The 17,013-nt window shown below is 66.2% G+C and carries 17 protein-coding genes; 10 read left to right on the plus strand and 7 right to left on the minus strand.

Annotated elements, in window-relative coordinates; all coding sequences use genetic code 11:
• Window positions 1-84 precede the first annotated feature (84 nt).
• Entirely contained in the window at window positions 85-573 is a 489-nt protein-coding gene (gene bfr, locus ACAG21_RS17610; RefSeq protein ID WP_096291151.1) for a bacterioferritin, read from the minus strand.
• A 243-nt stretch (window positions 574-816) separates the two neighbouring features.
• Here bfr and ACAG21_RS17615 point away from each other — a divergent pair, with 243 nt between their 5' ends.
• Complete coding sequence (locus tag ACAG21_RS17615) at window positions 817-1,014, plus strand: bacterioferritin-associated ferredoxin (protein WP_370497540.1); 198 nt, start codon at window positions 817-819, stop codon at window positions 1,012-1,014.
• Here the strand turns inward: ACAG21_RS17615 and ACAG21_RS17620 are convergent.
• The 4 genes from ACAG21_RS17620 to ACAG21_RS17635 all read right to left on the minus strand — a co-directional run bounded on the left by ACAG21_RS17620 (window position 1,011) and on the right by ACAG21_RS17635 (window position 3,973).
• The gene (locus ACAG21_RS17620) at window positions 1,011-1,769 is read right to left on the minus strand and encodes an enoyl-CoA hydratase/isomerase family protein (protein ID WP_370497541.1); all 759 of its coding nucleotides are present in this window, start codon (window positions 1,767-1,769) and stop codon (window positions 1,011-1,013) included. The two genes, ACAG21_RS17615 and ACAG21_RS17620, sit on opposite strands and share 4 nt — an antisense overlap.
• Window positions 1,770-1,806: 37 nt before the next feature.
• The gene (locus tag ACAG21_RS17625; protein ID WP_370497542.1) at window positions 1,807-2,250 is read right to left on the minus strand and encodes a TIGR03618 family F420-dependent PPOX class oxidoreductase; all 444 of its coding nucleotides are present in this window, start codon (window positions 2,248-2,250) and stop codon (window positions 1,807-1,809) included.
• Between the two features lie 9 nt (window positions 2,251-2,259).
• A complete protein-coding gene (locus ACAG21_RS17630; RefSeq protein WP_370497543.1) occupies window positions 2,260-2,961 on the minus strand; it encodes a hypothetical protein in 702 nt (233 codons plus the stop codon).
• Window positions 2,962-3,037: 76 nt separating this feature from the next.
• Window positions 3,038-3,973, minus strand: a complete 936-nt coding sequence (locus tag ACAG21_RS17635; RefSeq protein WP_370497544.1) for a hydrogen peroxide-inducible genes activator — start codon at window positions 3,971-3,973, stop codon at window positions 3,038-3,040.
• Between the two features lie 106 nt (window positions 3,974-4,079).
• On the opposite strand from ACAG21_RS17635, the gene ACAG21_RS17640 reads away from it, so the two are divergent.
• The 3 genes from ACAG21_RS17640 to ACAG21_RS17650 are packed head-to-tail and all read left to right on the plus strand — an operon-like array spanning window position 4,080 to window position 6,541.
• Window positions 4,080-4,667, plus strand: coding sequence for a peroxiredoxin (locus ACAG21_RS17640; protein ID WP_370497545.1), 588 nt, complete (start codon window positions 4,080-4,082; stop codon window positions 4,665-4,667).
• A gap of 14 nt (window positions 4,668-4,681) precedes the next feature.
• Window positions 4,682-5,218 carry an alkyl hydroperoxide reductase gene (locus ACAG21_RS17645; RefSeq protein ID WP_370497546.1) on the plus strand — a complete coding sequence of 179 codons (537 nt, stop codon included), beginning with the start codon at window positions 4,682-4,684 and terminating at the stop codon, window positions 5,216-5,218.
• 9 nt (window positions 5,219-5,227) lie between these two features.
• Window positions 5,228-6,541: an alpha-amylase family protein gene (locus ACAG21_RS17650; RefSeq protein ID WP_370497547.1), complete on the plus strand. Its 1,314-nt coding sequence runs from the start codon at window positions 5,228-5,230 to the stop codon at window positions 6,539-6,541.
• Here the strand turns inward: ACAG21_RS17650 and ACAG21_RS17655 are convergent.
• Window positions 6,538-6,972, minus strand: a complete 435-nt coding sequence (locus tag ACAG21_RS17655) for a DUF1810 domain-containing protein (RefSeq protein ID WP_370497548.1) — start codon at window positions 6,970-6,972, stop codon at window positions 6,538-6,540. The genes ACAG21_RS17650 and ACAG21_RS17655 overlap by 4 nt on opposite strands.
• A gap of 19 nt (window positions 6,973-6,991) precedes the next feature.
• Between ACAG21_RS17655 and ACAG21_RS17660 the strand changes: the two genes are divergently transcribed.
• The 4 genes from ACAG21_RS17660 (at window position 6,992) to ACAG21_RS17675 (ending at window position 11,777) form a co-directional block, all read left to right on the plus strand.
• Complete coding sequence (locus tag ACAG21_RS17660; RefSeq protein WP_370497549.1) at window positions 6,992-8,227, plus strand: alpha-hydroxy-acid oxidizing protein; 1,236 nt, start codon at window positions 6,992-6,994, stop codon at window positions 8,225-8,227.
• Window positions 8,228-8,275: 48 nt separating this feature from the next.
• Entirely contained in the window at window positions 8,276-8,824 is a 549-nt protein-coding gene (locus tag ACAG21_RS17665) for an ABATE domain-containing protein (protein WP_370497550.1), read from the plus strand.
• A 111-nt stretch (window positions 8,825-8,935) separates the two neighbouring features.
• A complete protein-coding gene (gene lon, locus ACAG21_RS17670) occupies window positions 8,936-11,254 on the plus strand; it encodes an endopeptidase La (RefSeq protein WP_370497551.1) in 2,319 nt (772 codons plus the stop codon).
• Window positions 11,255-11,432: 178 nt separating this feature from the next.
• The gene (locus ACAG21_RS17675) at window positions 11,433-11,777 is read left to right on the plus strand and encodes a hypothetical protein (protein WP_370497552.1); all 345 of its coding nucleotides are present in this window, start codon (window positions 11,433-11,435) and stop codon (window positions 11,775-11,777) included.
• Window positions 11,778-11,895: 118 nt separating this feature from the next.
• Here the strand turns inward: ACAG21_RS17675 and ACAG21_RS17680 are convergent, their stop codons facing one another.
• Complete coding sequence (locus tag ACAG21_RS17680; RefSeq protein WP_370497625.1) at window positions 11,896-15,162, minus strand: LuxR C-terminal-related transcriptional regulator; 3,267 nt, start codon at window positions 15,160-15,162, stop codon at window positions 11,896-11,898.
• Window positions 15,163-15,349: 187 nt separating this feature from the next.
• Between ACAG21_RS17680 and ACAG21_RS17685 the strand changes: the two genes are divergently transcribed.
• Both ACAG21_RS17685 and ACAG21_RS17690 read left to right on the plus strand, forming a co-directional pair.
• On the plus strand, window positions 15,350-16,621 hold the full coding sequence (locus ACAG21_RS17685; RefSeq protein ID WP_370497553.1) for a cytochrome P450: 1,272 nt from the start codon (window positions 15,350-15,352) through the stop codon (window positions 16,619-16,621).
• Window positions 16,618-17,007: a nitroreductase family deazaflavin-dependent oxidoreductase gene (locus ACAG21_RS17690; protein WP_370497554.1), complete on the plus strand. Its 390-nt coding sequence runs from the start codon at window positions 16,618-16,620 to the stop codon at window positions 17,005-17,007. The genes ACAG21_RS17685 and ACAG21_RS17690 overlap by 4 nt, the downstream gene beginning before the upstream one ends.
• Window positions 17,008-17,013 lie beyond the last annotated feature (6 nt).

Genomic DNA, 17,013 nt, shown 5'->3' on the forward strand with positions numbered 1-17,013 from the left:
CTTCCCCGTCGGCGTTCGATGCTAACGGGTGCCCAGGGTTGACCCGCGGCAATCGCGCCGCGGGTCAGTGAAGCCAAATCGGTGTCAGGCGATCGAGCCCGGCGGCCGGGACACGCATTGCGCCAAGTACAGCTGCTCGCCCAGCTTCTCCATCAGCTGAAGCTGCGTCTCCAGATAGTCGACGTGGTTTTCCTCGTCGGCGATGATCTTTTCCAGCAAGAAGGCGCTGGTGCTGTCTTCTTTTGCGCGGCACATGATCACGCCGGGCTTGAGACGGGCCAAGACCTCGTATTCGATTGCCAGATCCGCCTCGAATTGCTCGCGCAGCGTCTGGCCGATCCGCAGCGAGAACAGGCGCTGGTAGTTCGGCAGGCCGTCCAGCAGCAGGATGCGGTCGGTGATCGCCTCGGCGTGGCGCATTTCGTCGAAAGACTCCGCGCGGGTGTGCTCGGCGATCTCGGTGAAGCCCCAGTTCTCTTGCATTTTCGAGTGCAGGAAGTACTGGTTGATCGCGGTCAGCTCACTGGTCAACTGCTCATTGAGCAGACGCAGAACGTCTGGATCCCCTTGCATGATCACTCCTCCAGTGGTCGGGGCCGTCGTAGCCGGGCGCGGCAAGTGGGCTGTGCTGGGGCTCACCCGTGCGGCCAAGCAGCACTTTGCCACGCACATTGGAATTGTTCCAGCAAGGTATGGCTGCGCTCAGTAGCTGAAATGCTCTTTCGCGCCGTAGTAAGGTTCGTCTAACCTACTTAGGTTAGACTCGGTTAACATGAGGCGTGTTCGGGCGACCGTGGGTGATGGGAAGGGGTGCTGATGTACGTGTGCTTGTGCGTCGGCGTCACCAATCACACCGTGGCCGAATGCGTGGCACGCGGTGCCTCCAGCTCTAAGGAGGTCGCTGCGCTGTGTGGTGCCGGCGGTGACTGCGGGCGGTGCCGGCGGACGCTGAGGGCGATCATCGAGTCGTCGAAGCAAGTTGACGCCGAATTCGAAGCCGCGGGGTCGCTTTAACTATTCTTGCGCTCCGCGAAATCGGCCAAGGCCGCGGCGTTGGCCGCAGTGCCCATCAGCTCGGCGAAATGCGCGTTCTCGCGCGCGGTTGCGGCCGCGATCTCGGGCCGGATCGGTTCTGTCATCGTGTGTTTCACCGCCATCAGGCTTGAAACCGGCCGGGAGGCAAGCACTTCGGCATACCGGCGGGTTTCGGGCAGCAGCTCCTCCGGATCGCAGACCCGCCAGACCAGGCCCATTCGCAGGGCCTCCTGCGCATCCACCCATTCCGACGACATCAACAACCATGCAGCGTTCTGCCGTCCCACCAGCTGTGGCAGCAGGTACGACGACGCCGCCTCGGGGGCCACACCCAGGCTGGTGAACGGGCACTTCAGCCGTGCCGTCGACGACATGAACGCCAGGTCGGCGTAGCCGAGGATGGTGGCGCCGATTCCCACTCCGATACCGTTCACGGCACAGATGAGTGGCTTGGGAAACGCGCTCAAGGCGTCGATCATGCCCGGGAATCCGTGTTTGCCGGGCGCGAAGTCGGGGTCGGTGATGCGCGCCTGCATCTCGGCGAGATCGGTGCCGGCCGAAAAGCCGCGCCCGGTCCCGGTCAACACCACGACCGCGATCTCCGGATCGTCGGCGGCGGCCCACAGCGCCTCCGCGGTGGCGTCGTAGAGCGCTTCGTTGAACGCGTTGAGCGCCTCGGGCCGGTTCAGCGTCAGGGTTCGTACCCGGTTGGTGTCATCGATCAGCAACGTCACCGCTGCAGCCTAACCGCGCCGCCTCACCGGTCTGAGCTCACCCGTTGCTGTAGACGCGGGTGGGCACGATCAGCACCGCCGCGCGACGCTCCATGGCCATCACGCGGTCGTACTCGTCCCAGTCGTCGTGGGTTCCGCCGGCCGCGGTGAAGACCTCGCGCAGCAACAGCCGCAACCGGTCGGCGTCGGCAAGCCAAGGCTGCGAGTCGTCGGGGCCGACCAGCTCGGCGCGGCCTTCGACGGTCGCCCACTGCCAGCCGTTGCGGAATGTGACGGCCAGTTGCGGTCGATCCCGCAGATTGGCGAGTTTGACTTTGCCGTAGGTGGTGAAGCCGAGGACCGATGCACCGGTGTGCGGGTGAGGCAGCAGTCCGACGTTGACCAGCGATGCCTGCACGGTTCCGTCGGCGCGAACCGTCGAGATCACCGCCAGTCCGCTTTCCGCTGCCGCCAGCGCCACAGCGTCCTCGAGTGTTGTCATGTGCGGTCCTCACGCTCCAAAGGCTGCCTTGAACACGTAGCGGCTGGTCGGCACCGTGTCGATATTCTCATTGGCGCCGAATGCGGTCGTGCTGGCGACCATTCGGCCCAGCCGGTCCTGCAGGTCGTCGTCGTCGGCGGCGCCGAAGAATGCTTTGAGATCGGTCACCGCTTCAGTCGGGAACAACTCCTCGACGATGCCCGCGATTCCCGGCGCGTCCGGTGTCAGCGCCCGCACGACCCAGTTCTGGGTATAGCCGAAGGTCGACTGCGTCTCGATGGCCACCGAGGTGTGATTGAGCTGCCAGCGGTTCAGCCACGTTTCCTGGTCCAGCTCCGCGGGTCGGCGCAACAGCGCGATATTGGCGAAACCCGTTGTGCGAGAGCCTGGTTCGCCGCCGGGAAAAGGCAGCGGAACCGACTCGGTGACCAGGTAGGCGGCAAGCCGTTCGCATTCGGCCTCGAGGAGCGTCAGCGCCTTGGCGATCTGCTCGCCGTAGCACTGCTGCGTCCACATGCTCACGACGGCAACAGCGGGTGGGTCCATCGTCGTCAGCGTCATCAGCGAATGCCGCACCGCGTCGTCTTTGACATTGACAGCCAGCCCGGGCAGGCCCAGACCCAACAGCGCGTCCGCGACCGGACCCCGTTGGCGGGCACTCCAATCCTCGTCCGCGTCGGCGCGCCTGAGCACCGCGATCACCTTTTCCATAGGCAGAAACCTACAGTCGGCGCCGCCGAACGCTCAGTGCGGTAGTCCACGCGCTGGCAGCCGCTGCCGAATGACCCTATGTGGCCGGTCGTACTTGCTGTTCACTGCCGACCGACTCGCCGATGATCGCGGCGAGCCGCCGATACGATTCGTCGCGGCCACTCGACGACCGGAACACCAGGCCGATGCGCCGGCCCGGGCGCGGCGACGCGAACTGCGCGAGTCCGAGCTGGCTGCGGGCGGCCTCCACGGGTGCCGCGCTGCGCGGGATCAGGGTGACCCCCAGCCCACCGGCCACGCACTGCACCGCAGTGGCCAGCGACGCGGCCCGGGTGTCGGCGAGTTCGGCTCGCACACCGGCCTTTTGGCAGACGTCGAGGGCTTGATCGCGCAGACAGTGCCCCTCGTCCAGCAGCAGCAGCGGCAAGTCTGCCAACGCCGACGCGGGTACCCGGCGCTTGCCGGCCAGCGGGTGTCCGGGCGGCACCGCGAGCAGGAAATCCTCCTCGTAGATGCCGACCTCCGTGAGTCCGGCGGCGTCCGCGGGCAGCGCGATCAGGGCGGCGTCCAGGGATCCGCCGCGCAGCGCGGTCAGCAGGCGCTCGGTTTGGTCTTCGATCACCCGCAGGCTCAGCGACGGAAGGCGGTCGGCGAGGCCGGCCAGCACGGTGGGCAACAGGTAGGGCGCCACCGTCGGGATCATGCCCAGCCGCAGGGTGCCCTGCAGCGGATCCGACGTTCCGGCCGCGGCGGCGGTGAACGTCTCGGCCGCTTCGACGACCGCCTGGGCCAGTGGGAGTAGCTGCGTGCCTTCGGGGGTCAAGCGGACACGCCGAGTGGAGCGCTCGACGAGATGGGTGCCCAGGCCGGTCTCCAGGGCCGCCAGCGATTGCGACAGCGTCGACTGGCTGACACCGAGAGCTGTTGCGGCACTGCCGAAATGGTGCCTTTCGGCGACCGCGGCGAAGGCGCGCAACCCCGCCAGGGTCGGCTGAAAACTCTTATCGGTCATGGCAATAAGTATAGTGTGATATATCACCTTTACTTCAAGCAGCGCTCCGGGCACCATGGTCGGTGGACACTTAATCTTGACTAATTCCAAATAAGGAGACGCGGACATGACACTGCTCACGATCGGCGACCAGTTCCCCGCCTACGAGCTCACCGGTCTGATCGGCGGCGATCTGTCGAAGGTCGACGCCCAGCAACCCGAGGACTACTTCAAGACCATCTCCAGCAACGACTACGAGGGCAAGTGGCGGATCGTGTTCTTCTGGCCGAAGGACTTCACCTTCGTGTGCCCGACCGAGATCGCCGCGTTCGGCAAGCTGAACGACGAGTTCGAGGATCGCGACGCACAGGTGCTCGGTGTCTCGGTGGACAGCGAGTTCGTGCACTTCCAGTGGCGGGCCCAGCACGAGGACCTCAAGAAGCTGCCGTTCCCGATGCTGTCTGACATCAAGCGTGAACTCGCGCTGGCCACCGGTGTGCTCAATGCCGACGGCGTGGCCGACCGCGTCACCTTCATCGTCGACCCCAACAACGAGATCCAATTCGTCTCGGCGACCGCGGGATCGGTGGGGCGTAACGTGGACGAGGTGCTGCGGGTCCTGGACGCTCTGCAATCCGATGAGCTGTGCGCCTGCAACTGGCGCAAGGGCGACCCAACCCTGAACGCCGGCGAGCTGCTCAAGGCTTCGGCCTAACTCTGGAGGTCGTGATGAGCATCGAGAATCTGAAGGAAGCGCTGCCGGAATACGCCAAGGACCTCAAGCTCAACCTGGGCTCGATCGCCCGGACCACCGTGCTCAGCGACGAACAGTTGTGGGGCACGTTGCTGGCCAGTGCGGCGGCAACGCGAAACTCGCAGGTGCTGGCCGAGATTGGGGCCGAGGCGGCCGACAATTTGTCCGCCGAGGCGTACCAGGCTGCGCTGGGTGCCGCGTCGATCATGGGCATGAACAATGTGTTCTACCGTGGCCGCGGCTTCCTGGAGGGCAAGTACGACGACCTGCGGGCCGGATTGCGGATGAACATCATCGGCAATCCGGGCGTGGACAAGGCGAATTTCGAGCTGTGGTCGTTCGCGGTGTCGTCGATCAACGGGTGTTCGCACTGCGTGGTCGCCCACGAGCACACGCTGCGCGAGGCAGGTGTCGATCGCGAGGTGATCCTGGAAGCTTTGAAGGCCGCAGCGATCGTTTCCGGTGTGGCACAAGCGATCACGGCCGCGCAGACACTTGCCGGCGTCGGCTGATCGTCGCCGGTGGCCGCATCCTGGGTAGCGCACGCGATCTGGTGGCAGATCTATCCCCTGGGCTTCGTGGGAGCGTTTCCCACGCCGCCCGGGGGATCGCAGGCAGGCCCGGGCGAACATCGGCTGCGGCGGCTTGTCGAGTGGTTCGACCACGCCATCGAGCTGGGGGCATCCGGAGTTGCGCTGGGGCCGATCTTCGCCTCGCGCACACACGGCTACGACACGACCGACCATTACCGGATCGACCCCCGGCTCGGTGACGACGGCGATTTCGACTATCTCATCGCCGAGGCCCGAGCCCGCGGCCTACGGGTGCTACTCGACGGTGTCTTCAACCATGTTGGGGTGGACTTCGGCCGCTATCGTGATGCCGCGCATGACGACTCGGCGGCGCACTGGTTTCGGGGCCGTCCCGGGCGGTTTCACACCTTCGAGGGGCATTCCGAACTCATTGCCCTCAATCACGACAACCCCGAGGTCGTCGACTACGTCGCCGACGTGATGTCGCATTGGATGCAGCGGGGCGCCGACGGCTGGCGATTGGACGCGGCTTACGCTGTCCCACAACAGTTTTGGGCAGCAGTGTTACCGCGGGTGCGCGAGCGGCATCCGGACGCATGGTTCGTCGGCGAGCTTATCCACGGCGACTATGCCGCGGTCGTCGAGGAGGCCACCTTCGATTCCGCCACCCAGTACGAACTGTGGAAGGCGATCTGGAGCAGCCTCAACGACGGCAACTTCTTCGAGCTGGATTGGGCGTTGCAGCGTCACAACACGTTTCTGGCGAGCTTCGCGCCGCTGACGTTCATCGGCAATCACGACGTCACTCGCATCGCCAGCCGGTTGGAGAACTCCCGTCATCTGCAGCACGCGCTGGTGCTGCTGCTGACGATCGGCGGGGTGCCCAGCGTGTACGCCGGCGACGAGTTCGGGTTCCGTGCCGTCAAAGAGGAGCGCTACGGCGGCGATGACGCCGTGCGCCCGGAGTTCGGTTCTCCCCCGTTGCCATTGGACGACTTTGGTGCCGAGGTGTGGCGGCTGCACCAGTTCCTGGTTGGACTGCGCCGTCGCCACCCCTGGCTCCATTCCGCCGCCACCACGTCGCTACGGCTGGCCAACCGGCACTATGTCTACGAGACGCGCAGCGGCGACGATGCGCTGGTGGTGGCGCTCAATATCGGCGACGAGCCGTTGCGGCTGGTGCTCTCGGAGCTGGGACCGGCGCGCGCCGAGGTGGTCGCCGGATCGGCGGCCCCGCCCAGCGACGTCGTCGGCGAGGTGACCGTCGAGGCGCACGGTTGGCGAATCCTGCGGTCCGCTTAGCCGCGTAGTCGGGCCAGCGTCAGGGCGTCCTGCTCGCCGCGGTAGTAATTGTCGAGCAGCGTGCGGAAGTCCTGGGGGTCGTCGGCCGCCAGCGCGAACAACGTCATCGACGAACGCAGCTTGAGATCGTCGGGTGAACCGAAGATCTCCGTGATCGAGCGACCTCGCACCTGGTTGACCAGCTGGGTGCACTCATGCAGCCGCGGCCCGAGCACCTCGTGCCCGAGATAGGCCCGGGCCTCCTGCATTGACGAGATGCCGTAGTGCACCGCCGTCGGGCTGCTGCCCAGCCCGCGCAGTTGCGGGAAGACGAACCACATCCAGTGACCACGCTTTCGCCCGTCCCGCAGTTCCTCGACGACGCTGGCGTAAACCGGTTCCTGTGCGACAACGAAACGTGTCAGATCGAAGGGGTCGTCTGCCGAGTCCATAATGACTACGGTGGCATACATGGCCGTCAAACGACGCATGCCCAAAGCCCGCGACCTGGCCCCGCTCATGCAGTTCAAGCGGCCCCAGTTCAACGCGACCACGCGTCGGCTCAGCGCGGCATTCACGATCGAGGATCTGCGCCGTATCGCCAAACGCCGCACCCCCAAGGCGGCATTCGACTACACCGACGGCGCGGCCGAGGACGAGTTGTCCCTCGAGCGTGCCCGACAAGCCTTCCGCGACATCGAATTCCACCCGACGATCCTGCGTGACGTCAGCAATGTGACCGTCGGGTGGGACGTGTTGGGTCAGCCGGTGGCCTTGCCGTTCGGCATCGCGCCGACCGGGTTCACCCGACTGATGCAGACCGAAGGCGAGATCGCCGGAGCGGCGGCGGCGGCCAAGGCCGGCATCCCGTTTTCGCTCTCCACGCTCGGCACCTGCGCGATCGAAGACCTGGTGGCCGCGGTCCCGCAGGGCCGCAAATGGTTTCAGCTATATATGTGGAAGGACCGGGACCGGTCGATGGCGTTGGTCAAGCGCGCCGCCGACGCCGGTTTCGACACCCTGCTGGCCACCGTGGACGTACCGGTCTCCGGGGCGCGGTTCCGGGACAACCGCAACGGGATGACGGTCCCGCCGTCGCTGACGCTGCGCACCGTGCTCGACGCGGTGCCGCACCCGAAGTGGTGGTTCGACCTGCTGACCACCGAGCCGTTGGCGTTCGCGTCACTTGATCGCTGGCCGGGCACCGTCGCGGAGTATCTGAGCACGATGTTCGACCCCAGCCTGACCTTTGACGACCTGGCCTGGATCAAGGAGCAGTGGCCCGGAAAGCTGGTGGTCAAAGGCATTCAGACGCTCGACGACGCGCGGGCGGCCGTGGAGCACGGCGTCGACGGTGTGGTGTTGTCCAATCACGGTGGACGCCAACTGGATCGGGCCCCGGTGCCCTTCCATCTGTTGCCGGCGGTGGCGCGCGAGCTGGGCAAAGACACCGAGATTCTGGTGGACACCGGCATCATGTCGGGTGCCGACATCGTGGCCGCGATCGCGCTGGGCGCACGGTTCACGCTGGTCGGGCGGGCCTATCTCTATGGGCTGATGGCCGGCGGCGAGGCAGGGGTCAACCGCGCGATTGAAATCCTGGAGAGCGGGGTGCTGCGCACGATGCGGTTGTTGGGCGTGCGGAGTCTTGAGGAACTCTCCCCCGCCCACGTCACGCAGCTGCGGCGGTTGGGGCCGGTCGAGTAGGCCGGTCGATCTGTTGCGGGCCCGGCTGAAACCTGTCAAGGTGGTTACGTGCAATTCGGGTTCGTATGCGGCCGGGCCTGCCTCAACTTCGCGGGCACGATGAAACACCGCAACACCTCTCGTGACGAACGGTTGACCGAGCCCTCGGTGCTGTCCGAATGGGCTGTGCAGGCGGGATTGGTGGATGCCGGCATCGAGGTCACCGACGACGATCTGGCGACCGCGATCGCTGTGCGCGAAGCGATCTACCGGACTGTCACCGCGCGGTTGGACGGCCGCGAGCCCGAGCCGGGCGATGTCGACCTGTTGAACGAGCAGGCATCGCAACCTGCGCTGACGCCGCGGCTGCTGCCCAACGGCGACACGTCCCGCGAGGGCACCGCGCCCCAACTGATCGCCACGCTGGCCGCCGACCTGCTCGACCTGCTGGCCGGCCCCGACGTGGCGAACGTCAAGCGCTGCGACCATCCGAACTGCTCGCTGCTCTACGTCGACTCCTCGCGGGCGAAGAACCGACACTGGTGCGGCATGGCCACCTGCGGCAACAAAGTCAAGGTCCAGGCCTTCCGGGCGCGCCAACGCGCATCCGCCAATTGAAGGCCAACTGAAGTCAGGTTGACCCACGTCACACCGCGGGCCCGAGTACCGCCGGGAACAAAAGCCATTCGCCAAAGGTTGAGCGCAACAGACTAAACCTTTGGAGTACTGATGTCTGAACCCAAATCAGTGCCGGTGCTGTTCGTCACCGACACGACAGTGTTGCCCGGAATGGTTGTGCCGATCGAGCTGGACGATGCCGCTCGGGCGGCCGTCGACGCGGCGCGAGCCAGTGAGTCCGGTGAATTGCTGATCGCCCCCCGCCTCGAGGACCGCTATCCCTCGCACGGGGTGATCGCGAAGATCCTGCAGGTCGGACGCATCGCCGGCGGTGGTGGCTCCGCGGCCGTCGTGCGCGGTGAGCGCAGGGCGCAGATCGGCACCGGAGCCTCCGGCCCCGGCCCGGCGTTGTGGGTCGAGGTGACCGAGGTCGACGACGCCGACGTCACCGACGAGGTCAAGGCGCTTGCGGCGGAGTACAAGAAGCTGCTGCTGGCCATGCTGCAACGGCGCGAGGCCTGGCAGATCATCGACTACGTCAACAGCCTGACCGATCCGTCGGCGCTGGCCGACACGTCGGGGTACGCGTCGTATCTGACCGATGTGCAGAAGCGGCAGCTGCTCGAGACGGTGGACGTCGCCGAGCGGCTGCGGGTCCTGATCGACTGGACGGCCGATCATTTGGCCGAAGTCGAGGTCAACGACAAGATCGCCGAGGACGTCCGCGAGGGCATGGAGAAGACGCAGAAGGAGTTTCTGCTGCGCCAGCAGCTCGCCGCGATTCGCAAGGAATTGGGTGAGGGCGAACCCGACGGTTCCGACGACTACCGGGCCCGGGTCGAGGCCGCCGAGCTGCCCGACAAAGTCCGCGAGGCCGCGCTGCGCGAGGTGGGCAAGCTGGAACGCGCCAGCGACCAGAGCCCGGAAAGCGGCTGGATTCGCACCTGGCTGGACACCGTGCTGGACCTGCCGTGGAACGTCCGCACCGAGGACTCGACGGATCTCGCGGCGGCGCGGGCCGTTCTGGACGCCGACCATCACGGACTGGATGACGTCAAGGACCGCATCGTCGAATATCTGGCGGTGCGTTCGCGGCGCGCCCAGCGTGGGCTGCAGGTCGTCGGCGGCCGCGGCTCGGGCGCGGTGATGGTGCTGGCCGGTCCGCCCGGGGTCGGCAAGACGTCGCTGGGCGAGAGCGTGGCCCGGGCGCTGGGCCGCAAGTTCGTGCGTGTCGCGTTGGGCGGCGTGCGCGACGAGGCCGAGATCCGTGGGCACCGGCGCACCTACGTGGGCGCGTTGCCCGGACGGATCGTGCGCGCGATCGGCGAGGCGGGTTCGATGAATCCCGTTGTGTTGCTTGACGAAATCGACAAGGTTGGATCCGATTATCGGGGCGACCCGAGCGCGGCATTGCTCGAGGTGCTGGACCCGGCGCAGAACCACACTTTCCGCGACCACTACCTGGATCTGGACCTCGACCTGTCCGACGTCGTGTTCTTGGCTACTGCCAACGTGATTGAAAACATCCCGTCGGCGCTGCTGGACCGCATGGAACTGGTGGCGATCGACGGCTACACCGAGGACGACAAGGTCGCCATCGCCCGCGAGTACCTGCTGCCGCGGCAGCGCGAGCGGGCGGCGTTGACCAGCGACGAGGTCACCGTCACCGACGCGGCGCTGCGCAAGATCGCCGCCGATTACACCCGCGAGCCGGGGGTTCGGCAATTCGAGCGGCTGCTGGCCAAGGCACTGCGCAAGGTGACGACCAAGATCGCGGACGAACCGGTGCTCATCGACGAGCCCGATCTGGTGGATTACCTTGGCCGGCCGCGGTTTACGCCGGAGTCGGCCGAACGCACCGCGGTGCCGGGCGTTGCCACGGGACTGGCTGTCACCGGCCTGGGCGGCGATGTGCTCTACATCGAAGCCGGGGCCACCGATGGTGAGCCCGGGTTGCAGCTGACCGGTCAATTGGGCGACGTGATGAAGGAGTCGGCGCAGATCGCGCTGTCCTACGTTCGCTCCCACGCGGCCGAATTGGGTGTCGACCCGACGACGCTGGACCGTCGCATTCACGTGCACGTGCCGGCGGGTGCGGTGCCCAAGGATGGCCCGTCGGCCGGGGTCACGATGGTCACCGCGCTGGTGTCGATGGCCAGCGGGCGCCAGGTGCGCTCCGACGTCGGCATGACCGGTGAGGTCACGCTGAACGGCCGGGTGCTGCCGATCGGCGGTGTGAAGCAGAAGCTGCTGGCCGCCCAACGTGCCGGTCTGTCAACGGTTTTCATTCCGCAGCGAAATGAGCCGGACCTGGACGACGTGCCGGCCGAAGTGCTCGAGGCGCTGAGCGTCAAGCCGATGACCGACGTCGCGGAGATCGTCGCGCAGGCGCTGGAACCGGTCGCGCAATCCGCCACGGTGGCCGCCTGACCCTCGCCGGGGGGAGGTTTTAGCCTCCCCCGGGGTGGGGTACGCCTCGGGGCAGAGGGAAACCGGCCGGGGGGTATGACCTCTGCCCGACGTCGACCGAAGGCGCGGGTGACGAACAACAAATCACAACCGCGAGGCTGCCAAAAGGGCAGTTGAGCGGGTGGGTAAGGAGTTCATCATGAGGTTGAACAAAATCGCTGCAGGCACTGTTATCGCCGGTGCGCTGACGTCCGGTGCGCTCGGGATCGGAGCCGGGTTGGCGCAGGCGCACCCGAACGACCCGTGGGTGCCAGGCTGCAATGGGCCGGGCGTCAACTGCACCGGGCCGGGGAATCCGCTTCCCCCTGGACACCGTGGGGCGCCGCCTCCGGGACACTGGAATGACCCGATTGGTTACGGCCTTCCGGCGACCTGGAATCCGCCGAATGTACCGGGCGAATACCCGGTGGTGTGGAACCCGAACGAGCAGGCCTGGGGTGTGTATCTGACGCCTAACGGTGCGTTCGTTCGCTACCCGGCATAAGAATCACTGCGACAGCCGCCCCCGAAAGGGGGCGGCTGCTCGCATTTCGCGGCCTCACGAACCCTCGTCCGGGATGGCGCAGCAAAATTGTTCGCGTCCCGGCCCGGGACCGCGCAAGTCAGCCGCGGTTGGCCGCCTCCCGCACCAGCTGGACACGGGAGGTGAGGTCCAGCTTCGTATAGATGTGCGACAGGTGGGCCTGAACCGTGCGCGGAGACACGAACAGTCGCGCGGCGATGTCCTTGTTGCCCAGGCCCTCGCACACCAACCGCACAACGTCGAGTTCCGCAGGGGTCAGCGACGGCCAGCCGGCATCGGGTCGCTGCCGTTGACTTCTGCTGCGGGTCGCAAACGCTATTGCCTCGTCGATGTTCAGTATCTCGCCGGCGGCCCAGAAAGACTCGAACTCGTCGGATCCCTGCTCGCCTCGCAGCGTGCTGAGCAGTTCACGGTGGCCGTCGTCGTAGATTGCGAATCGCACCATGCCGGCGGTTTTTCGGATCGCGGTGGCCGCCGACAGCAATCGCGTGGCTTCACCATGATTGCCTTGATGGCTGATGGCAGTCGCCAGAACCTCGAGCGTGTCTGGCGCCTGCAGATATGTCCCGCTGTCCTCGACACACGAAAGCGCTTGCCGTGCCAGACGATCCGCCTCGACGGAGCGGTCTTCCTGCAGGGCTACTCGGGCCAACGTAAGCAGCGCGTAGGCCAGGTGCCAGCCCTGAGTCAACGGCATGGATTCCTCGATTGCGGTGCGCGCGGCTGCGAAATCGCCGGTGGCCAGGGCGGCCTCGGCCCATCGGACGCGCTGCCCGGCCGCCAGGATTTCCTGCGGACTCATCTGTCGTCGAGCTGTCTCGCTCGCAACAAGACCCGCCCTTGCCTCGCCTGCCGCCAATTCGGCCGTCGTCAGCGCAGAGTGGCCTATGCCCTGCATGGAGCCGCCGATGTCAGTCTCGGCGGCGATCGCGGCATGCGAGGCGGCTCGCGCCTCGCTGATTTCGCCGGCATAGGCGAGTGCTGAGCCGAGACCGTGCAAACAGGCTGGCACGAGAAACAGCGCCCGGGCAGCTTCCGATTCTGCGAGTACTTCCCGGAACAGCGCGACAGCACCGGGCACGTCGGCAGCCATCAGCCGTGCCCAGCCCAGGCCCAACCGGCATTCTCGCGAGTCGAACGCGTTGCCGATGGCGTCGGCGATGTCACGCCCCTGCTCAGCGGCGGCTCGCACCGCGCGCGCATCGCCGGCACTGATCGCGGCGTAAGCCTGCCACGCGTGGATCTGGCTCAGCCGCCACAAGTCGCCGAGCTCGCCGGCAATGCGTCCGGCCTCGTCGAAGCAGGCCCTTGCCTCCGGCCCGGTCGCCGAGCTGTAGCCGGCAATCAGCCCGTAGGACGTCAGCGCCCGTGCCAGCAAAGCTGGGTCACCGAGTTTACGGGCGATCGCCAGCGCATCCTCGGCGCGTTGCAGACTACCGACGGCCCCGAGCCAGGTACCCAGCCCCGCGGTGTCCGTCAAAGCACGCCCCCATATCGCACGGTCGATCGCCGTTTCCTCGCCAGGACGAATCTCGGCGAACACGGTGTCGAACCACGCCTGGCCCTCGCGGATACGCAGCCGTGATCTCCAGAGCGGGACCAGCGCGGACGCCATCGTCAACGCCCGCTCGACGTCGCGGGTTTCCAGGCACCAGCCCAGCGCGGCGCGCAGGTTGTCCATCTCCAGCTCGGCCTGATCGAGGCGCTGGTCATAGTCCGTGCGCTGCGGCGCATCGAGCGCGGTGGCCATCGTCAGGTAGTAATCGCGGTGACGACCACGTGCGGCGTCGCCTTCTCCGGATGCGCCAAGCTTCTCCTGCGCATATTGGCGGATGGTTTCCAGCAATCGGTAGCGTGTTCCCCGCGGTCCCTCCTCCGCTAACACCAGCGATTTGTCGACCAGCAGGGTCAATTCGTCGAGGATATGAAAGCGCTCCGCCTTTTCGCCTCCGCAGACGAAACACGCTGCCTCTAAATCGAATCCACCCGCGAACACTGAAGTGCGGTGAAATAGCGCTCGTTCTCCTTCGGTCAACAGGGCGTGCGACCAATCAACCGAGGCGTGCAACGTCTGCTGGCGGCGCACCGCCAGCCGCGACCCGCCGGTCAGCAACCGGAAACGATCGTTGAGGCCCTCGACGATTTCCGGCAGCGACAGCGCGCGCACCCGCGCCGCGGCCAGCTCGATAGCCAGGGGAAGACCGTCGAGGCGCCGGCATAGGTCGCGCACCACGCTGATGCTGTCGTCGGTGATGCGGAATTCAGGTCGTGCGCGTCGTGCGCGATCGGTGAACAGGGCGACGGCGTCGTCGTGCAGGGACAGCGACGGCACCCGCCAGCTCACTTCGCCGGCGACCCCGATCGGCTCGCGACTTGTCGCCAATACCTTGAGATTTGGGCAGTGTGCCAGCAGCTCGGCGATAACGGCGGCGGTCCCGTCCAGTAGGTGCTCACAATTATCGACCAACAACAAGGTGGCCCGATCGCCGATAAACCGCGCCACGGTGTCGAGCGTGGAACGTCCCGGCTGATCGGGCAGGCCCAACGCAAGCGCCATGGTCACCCCGATCACGCCGGGGTGTGGGATTGGCGCCAGGTCGACACACCAAGCGCCGCCGGCGAACTCGGTAGCCGTCGTGGTTGCGAGCTGTAGTGCTAGCCGGGTCTTTCCGACTCCGCCCGTGCCGGTCAGCGTGAGCAAGCGGTTGTCCGCCAGAAGGCTTCGCAGCTCAACGATTTCATCGCGACGCCCGATGAAATTGGTCAAATGAACGGGCAGCCGACCGGTGACGGCGTCCTCGGCCACCCGCAGCGGCGGGAACTCGACACTGATATCTGGATGGCACAGCTGCACTACCCGTTCCGCGCGTGGCAGGTCGCGTAGCCGGTGCGTGCCCAGTTCAATCAACCACGCATTCGGCGGAAGGCAATCGGCCGCCAGCTCGGTGGCCGCGCCCGACAGCACGATCTGTCCGCCATGCGCGAGATCACGCAACCGTGCGGCCTTGTTGATGGTGGGTCCGATGTAGTTGCCCTCGTCGCGCAGTTGCACGTCGCCGGTGTGCAGCCCGATGCGCACCCTTATCGGCGTCAGCGGCTCCCGCTGCAACGCCAGCGCACACGCGACGGCGTCCGTCGCGTGGGGGAAAGCCAGAACAAAGCTGTCGCCCTCGCCTTGTTCGACGGGCCGCACCCCCCGATACTCGGCAACGATGCGACCCAGCACCTGATCCAGTCGGGCGACCGCGTCCGCCATTTCGTCGGGAACGGTTTGCCACAGCCTCGTAGAGCCTTCGACGTCTGCCAACAACAGCGTCACTGTTCCCGTAGGCAACATCTCGGCCACAGTCAGGTCGCTTTCGTCAATTTCGTTCATGCTAGCCACGATCCACCAGGCTGCGATGGCAATTCATCAGCCAAATTGCTAACGCAGCTCCTTCAGACACACGGGGTGCGGATACGCAATTCGGCCGATGCCCAGCCGCGGCCGAGTCCGGATAGTCGACTCCGAACCGACTGCAAGGAGCGTCCCTATGACCAAGCACGCTTTGCCGACCCTGGACCGGGTCGAACTTCCGGAGATCGCTTACGACGATGCCTGCACGATCGATGAGGTCCACGATGTACTCCGGCGGGCCCGCGAGCAGAGCCCATTCGCGCTGGGCCCCTTCGGCCCGGAAGTCCTTGCTTATGACCTAGTACGCACGGTGCTACGCGATTCTCGCTTCGCCATGCCGCGAGGACTTGCCCTGGCCGTCCAGGGAATCACCAGTGGACCGGTGTGGGATCGGGTGTGCCGGTTGATCATCAGCCTGGACGGTCGCGAACACCATCGCCTGCGCCGGCTCGTTTCACGGGCCTTCACCCCACGCGCTGCCGATCGAATGCGACAGGCCTGCGTCGAGGTCATCGCCGAACTGATTGCCACACATCGCGACGCCGGTCGCTGTGACATCGTCACCGCCATCGCTCGTCCTTACCCGGTGCCTATCATCTGCGCGATGCTCGGCGCACCGCGTTCCGATTGGCAGTTGTTCTCTGGCTGGGCCGATCACATCGGCTATGCGTTCGGCGTGGACGTTGCGCCGCACACGACCGAGATTCTGGTGGCCTGGGACGAGTTCGACGCATACCTCGACGACTTGATCACCCTGCGCCGTCGCGACCTGTCCGACGACCTGATATCGGACCTGATCCGCGCCGAGGATCAAGGCGACCGCCTCACCCACGAGGAACTGGTCAACTTGACCCTGATCCTGCTCAACGGCGGGACCGACACCACCCGCAATCAGTTGGCAGCCGCCGTACAGGCATTCTGCGGTCAGCCTGACCAGTGGGACGTCCTCGCCGCACATCCCGAGCTCGCGCCGCGGGCCGTCGAGGAGGTGATGCGCCACTCGCCGATCATTCTGAAGACGCTGCGTGTTCCCACCGAGGACGTGCGCCTGGGTGGTTTCATAATCCCCGCCGGCACACCGGTTTTCGCCAACACCGCCGCAGCCAACCGGGATCCCGCGAAATTCGACGCGCCTGATCGCCTGGACATCACTCGCGATGGCCCGCCCGCGATGCTGACGTTCGGTGGCGGCAATCACTATTGCCTTGGCGCGCACCTCGCCCGCGTCGAGCTCGCGGAGGCGCTCGCCACGCTGACACAGATGCTGACGTGTCCGCGCCGCGTCGGCGATGCCCCCTGGAAGCCGATCGCGGGGATTTCCGGGCCCACTCAACTGGTGGTGGATTACCTGCCGCGGTCACACGGGCCTGGCGGCCGGCCTGTGGCTATTGCAGAATCGACGGTATGAGCGGCCTCGGCGATCTCAAACGGCAAGTAGTGCATGGCGTTCAGCGACTGGTGGTCAATCCGGTGGGTCGGCAATTGCCGGTGACAATGCTCGAAACGACCGGCCGCAAGAGCGGGCAGCCTCGCCACACCCCGGTCGGCGGACGTGTGGTGGACAACCAGTTCTGGATGGTCTCCGAGCACGGCGGGCACTCGGACTACGTCCGCAACATCAAGGCCAACCCCGCCGTGCGGGTGCGCCTCGGCGGTGTATGGCGCAACGGCACCGCGCACCTGTTGCCCGACGACGACGCGGCGCGGCGGCTGGGCAATCTGCCGCGGCTCAACAGCGCGGTGGTGCGCATCATGGGCAGCGACCTGCTGACCATTCGGGTCGACCTGGACTGACCGGGC

The organism is Mycobacterium sp. pR1184, assembly GCF_041287235.1.
GTDB lineage: Bacteria > Actinomycetota > Actinomycetes > Mycobacteriales > Mycobacteriaceae > Mycobacterium.

Excerpts from the sequence above, each read along its gene's own strand:
- bfr (WP_096291151.1), bottom strand. The coding sequence starts at position 573 with ATGCAAGGGGATCCAGACGTTCTGCGTCTGCTCAATGAGCAGTTGACC.
- ACAG21_RS17615 (WP_370497540.1), top strand. The coding sequence starts at position 817 with ATGTACGTGTGCTTGTGCGTCGGCGTCACCAATCACACCGTGGCCGAA.
- ACAG21_RS17625 (WP_370497542.1), bottom strand. The coding sequence starts at position 2,250 with ATGACAACACTCGAGGACGCTGTGGCGCTGGCGGCAGCGGAAAGCGGA.
- ACAG21_RS17630 (WP_370497543.1), bottom strand. The coding sequence starts at position 2,961 with ATGGAAAAGGTGATCGCGGTGCTCAGGCGCGCCGACGCGGACGAGGAT.
- ACAG21_RS17635 (WP_370497544.1), bottom strand. The coding sequence starts at position 3,973 with ATGACCGATAAGAGTTTTCAGCCGACCCTGGCGGGGTTGCGCGCCTTC.
- ACAG21_RS17640 (WP_370497545.1), top strand. The coding sequence starts at position 4,080 with ATGACACTGCTCACGATCGGCGACCAGTTCCCCGCCTACGAGCTCACC.
- ACAG21_RS17645 (WP_370497546.1), top strand. The coding sequence starts at position 4,682 with ATGAGCATCGAGAATCTGAAGGAAGCGCTGCCGGAATACGCCAAGGAC.
- ACAG21_RS17655 (WP_370497548.1), bottom strand. The coding sequence starts at position 6,972 with ATGGACTCGGCAGACGACCCCTTCGATCTGACACGTTTCGTTGTCGCA.
- ACAG21_RS17660 (WP_370497549.1), top strand. The coding sequence starts at position 6,992 with ATGGCCGTCAAACGACGCATGCCCAAAGCCCGCGACCTGGCCCCGCTC.
- lon (WP_370497551.1), top strand. The coding sequence starts at position 8,936 with ATGTCTGAACCCAAATCAGTGCCGGTGCTGTTCGTCACCGACACGACA.
- ACAG21_RS17675 (WP_370497552.1), top strand. The coding sequence starts at position 11,433 with ATGAGGTTGAACAAAATCGCTGCAGGCACTGTTATCGCCGGTGCGCTG.
- ACAG21_RS17685 (WP_370497553.1), top strand. The coding sequence starts at position 15,350 with ATGACCAAGCACGCTTTGCCGACCCTGGACCGGGTCGAACTTCCGGAG.
- ACAG21_RS17690 (WP_370497554.1), top strand. The coding sequence starts at position 16,618 with ATGAGCGGCCTCGGCGATCTCAAACGGCAAGTAGTGCATGGCGTTCAG.